General features: G+C 70.2%; 4 protein-coding genes. 1 reads left to right on the top strand and 3 read right to left on the bottom strand.

The features are described from left to right. A partial coding sequence (locus tag RMO85_RS13635; RefSeq protein WP_310529270.1) for a LuxR C-terminal-related transcriptional regulator occupies positions 1-177 on the top strand: 177 nt, incomplete at its 5' end. Between the two features lie 19 nt (positions 178-196). On the opposite strand, the gene RMO85_RS13630 is transcribed toward RMO85_RS13635, so the two are convergent. From RMO85_RS13630 to RMO85_RS13620, 3 genes are all read right to left on the bottom strand, one after another. Next, positions 197-1,165: an IS481 family transposase gene (locus RMO85_RS13630; protein WP_310529269.1), complete on the bottom strand. Its 969-nt coding sequence runs from the start codon at positions 1,163-1,165 to the stop codon at positions 197-199. A 250-nt stretch (positions 1,166-1,415) separates the two neighbouring features. Continuing rightward, complete coding sequence (locus tag RMO85_RS13625) at positions 1,416-3,332, bottom strand: ABC transporter ATP-binding protein (RefSeq protein WP_310529268.1); 1,917 nt, start codon at positions 3,330-3,332, stop codon at positions 1,416-1,418. Beyond that, on the bottom strand, positions 3,329-4,145 hold an 817-nt coding region (locus tag RMO85_RS13620), incomplete at its 5' end, for an ATP-binding cassette domain-containing protein (protein WP_310529267.1). The genes RMO85_RS13620 and RMO85_RS13625, both read right to left, overlap by 4 nt.

The raw sequence follows: 4,145 nt of genomic DNA, 5'->3' as shown, positions 1-4,145 counted from the left end.
CGCGAGGCCGAGATCCTCACTCTGTCCCTCGACGGGTCGCCGGTCGCCGCCATCGCTGCCCGCGCCCACCTGTCCGAGGGCACGGTCCGCAACCACCTGTCCGCGGCAATCGGCAAGACCGGCGCCACGACCCGGGCCGAGGCGGCCCGGCTCGCGCAGGCCAACGGGTGGCTCTAGATGTACTCGGCTGACAGGTTCATGACAGTCGGCTGATTGGCGGGAGTCCTCCGATGGCCGAGTGGCGTCGGCCAGTGTTGTAGAACTCGAGCCATGGCGCCAGCGCAGCGGTCCTTGCGTCGTTGCTGAGGAAGATCCGTCGATAGGCCCACTCGACCTGGAGTGTGCGGTTGTAGCGCTCGACCTTTCCGTTCTGCCACGGGCAGTGCGGGCGGATAAAGACGTGCTTGGCGGCGAGTGTGGCCATCACTGTCGCGACGTCGTTGGATCGCTTGTAGCTGAGGTGGTTGTCGGTCATGACCCGCTCAATTTGGGCGATCCCGTGGTCGGCAAAGTAGCGCGCGGCTCGCAGCAGGAACGCCGCGCATGTTGGGCCCTTCTCGTCGGCCAAGACTTCGGAGTAGGCCAGTCTGGAGTGGTCGTCGACGACCGAGTGGACGTAGTCGAATCCGATCCTGGCTCTCTTCTTGGCCCCCGTGCTGCCCATGCTCCGGCCATGGGCTTTCCAGCCGCCACCGTCGTGGATCCGGCCGACCTTCTTCACGTCCATGTGCACCAGCGATCCGGGGTGGTCGTGTTCGTAGCGGACCGCGGTCGTCTTCGACGATCTGATCACCTCACCGCTCAGCGGGTCGCACTCGCGCAGATAGGGCACCCGGTGACGACGCAGGATCGCTGAGACCGTGCGGGCCGGGACGCCGAGCTCGGGACCGATCCAGTCCTGACCGTGACGCTCACGCTGCCGTAACTGCAACACCTGACCCTCGACCGCGGCCGGTGTTCGTCGCGGACACCGATGTGGGCGCGAGGAACGATCGGCCAGGCCGGCCTCACCCTCGGCGCGGAAGCGGGCAATCCAGCGGTGGGCGCACTGCCGTGAGATTCCGAGTTCTTTGGCGACATGCGCGACCGGACGGCCGTGCCGGATCACCCGCTCAACGAGCAGCAGACGGCCATGCAGATTCAGACGGGCGTTAGCGTGGGACACGAGGACCTCCTGGGCCAGCGGATGACTTAGACATCTCCACTAAGCCCGGAGGTCCTCACCCTTCACAAGGCCCGACCGTCACCAACGTCCCTGCCGAGTACAACTAGGAGCACATGGGTGCCCGGCTCATGCCGATGCTGGCCGGCTGATCCTCGGGCACGCGGACGGACCACTCGGCGCTACCGAACAGTCAGGTGGTCCTGAGCGCCTGCCGACAGCCCGACTGTTCGGTAGCGCTGTGGTCGCGGGATCAGGACGTCCAGGCGCGCCAGAGTGCGGCGTACTCCCCGTCCATCTCGACCAGCTCGTCGTGGCTGCCGAGCTCGACGATCCGGCCGTCGATGACCACCGCGATCCGGTCGGCGTCGTGGGCGGTGTGCAGTCGGTGGGCGATGGCGACGACGGTACGACCCTCGAGCAGGTTGTTCATCGAGCCCTCGAGCGTGCGTGCGGTGCGCGGGTCGATCAGCGAGGTGGCCTCGTCGAGCACGAGCGTGTGCGGATCGGCGATGATCAGCCGCGCCAGCGCGACCTGCTGGGCCTGCGCCGGGGTGAGGGCGTAGCGGCCAGAACCGATCACGGTGTCGAGGCCCTGCGGCAGGCGCTCGACCCAGAGCAGCGACCCGACAGCGCTCAGCGCCTCGCGGACCGCGTCGTCGTCGGAGTCCTCGCGGGCCAGCACGATGTTGTCGCGGACAGAGCCGATGAAGACGTGGTGCTCCTGGGTGACCAGTGCGACCTCGGTGCGCAGCACCTCGAGGGGCAGGTCGACCAGCTCGACGCCACCGATGGTGGCCGAGCCGGTGCGCGGCCGATTGATGCCCGACAGCAGGCGACCCAGCGTCGACTTGCCCGAGCCGCTCGGGCCGACGATCGCCAGCCGCTCGCCGACGCCCAGCCGCAGGTCGACCCCGTGGAGGACGTCGTGGCCCTCGCGGTAGGCGAACCGGAGGTCGGTGCCGACCAGGTCGATGCCGTCGGGGAGCTGGTCTCCGGCCTCGCGGTCGGGCGACACCTCGGCGATCCCGAGCAGTCGGCTCGTCGACGCGGCGCCCACCTGGAGCCGGTCGTCCTCGCCGATCAGCCGGTCGAGCGGGTCGCCCAGCGCCTCGACGTACAAGACGGCGGCGGTGATCTGCCCCAGGTCGACCCAGCCGCGGGTGTAGGCGTAGGCGCCGACCAGCAGGGTGATGACACGCGGCGTCTGGAAGGCGAAGTTGAGCGCCATGAAGAGCTGGTTGCGCAGCGTCATGCCGTAGCGCTCGGCCTGCGCCGACACCTCGATGTCGCCATCACCGGCACGGACGCGCACGCCCGAGAGGCCCAGGGCCTCGACGGTGCGGGCACCTTCGACCGTCTCGGTGAGCGTGGTGTTGATGCGGGAGTACGTCGCTCCCTCGGTGATGTAGGCCTTGGGAGCGCGCCGCAGGTAGCCGCGCACCGCCCAGGCCGAGCTGGCGAAGGTGAGCAGCGCGGGTAACGCGAGAACCACGGAGTTGAGCAGCATTGCGCCGATCGAGAGCATCACCGTCAGCAGCGAGATGATCGCCATCGGCAGGCCGTACTGGACCGAGCGGCTCATCGTGCCGACATCGCGGGTGACCCGGGTGACGAGGTCACCGGTGCTGGCGCGCTCGACTGCACCGAGTGGCAGTCGAAGGATCGTGCGGACGATGTATTCGCGGGCCGTGGAGAGCAGGTCCTGGCCGAAGAGCGTCGAGGTGCGCTGGGCGATGAAGGTGAAGGCCGACTGCAGCAGCACCACCCCGATGATCACCAGGGCGAGCTCGTCCAGCGGCAGGCCACCACCGTCGATCGTGGTGTTGACCAGCTCGCCGAGCAGCCGCGGCACGACCAGGCCGGTGGCCGCAGCGAGGGCGTTGAACACGACGAGTGCGGTGAACATGCCACGTCGGCTGACCAGCAGGTCGCGGAAGAAGGTCAGTACGGCGCGGTTGCCCGACACCGGCCAGCCGCGCTCGGGGTTGCGGGAGGCCGTGTAGACGTCCTCTGCCCGCCGACGGCGCAGGTCGTGGCGCGCCCACAGCGCGGTGTTGCGCTCCCTGGGCGTCGCGTCGACGGGTGGGATCAGCTCCGGCGGGATGGCCGGCGGGTCGAGGTCGCGGTCGCGCCAGGTGTCGGGAGAGGTGGCCAACAGGTCGGTCATCGCGAGGCCCCCTCGTCGACGTCGTCGAGCGACCTGGCCACGACACTGCGATAGCCGGCGTCGTGCTCGAGGAGGTCGGCGTGCTCGCCGTCGGCGACGACCACACCGTCCTGGAGGAGTACGACGCGGTCCGCGTGGTGCAGCCACAGCGGCGACACCGTGCAGACCACGGTCGTCCGGCCGCGGCGGTGGTCGGTCACCCGCTCGGCGATGCGGGCCTCGGTATGGGCGTCGACGGCGGAGGTCGGCTCGACCAGCACCAGGATCGGGGCCTCCACGGCGAGCGCGCGCGCCAGCACCACGCGCTGACGCTGGCCGCCGGACAGGCCGCGGCCGCGCTCGTCGAGCTGGCCCTGCCAACCCTCGGGCAGCGCGTCGTAGACGTCTTCGGCATTGGCCACACGCAGCGCGGCCTCGGCCTGCTCGCGCGTCAACCGGCCGTGCGGGTCGATGGCGTCCTGGAGGGTGCCGGCGAACAGGCCGCTGCTGGTGTCGCTGACCAGCACCTGCCGCCGTACGTCGCCGAGACGCGCCGCGGACAGGTCGACGCCACCGAGGCGTACGCCCCACTCGCGGGTCGCGGCCTCTTCGTCGCGAGCGGCGATCCGGGCGCGACGGCGCTCGCGGTCGGCCCGGGCCTGTCGGGCCGCGCGCCCCTTGAGACCATCGCCGTCGTCCTCGCCGACGGGGTCGGTGTCGGGCGGGAGGTAGCGACCGAGACGGTCGGCGAGGGCCGAGCTCTGCTCGGGCACCGCGCTCACGACGACGGTGAGCTGGCCCGGGTGGGCGGTGAAGCCGCTGAGCTCGTCGGCG

This window comes from Nocardioides sp., from assembly GCF_031422975.1.
GTDB lineage: Bacteria > Actinomycetota > Actinomycetes > Propionibacteriales > Nocardioidaceae > Nocardioides.
This window is presented reverse-complemented; position numbering and strand designations above follow the sequence as displayed.

Bases quoted from the DNA above. Each gene is read 5' to 3' on its own strand.
- RMO85_RS13625 (WP_310529268.1), bottom strand. From the start codon at position 3,332: ATGACCGACCTGTTGGCCACCTCTCCCGACACCTGGCGCGACCGCGAC.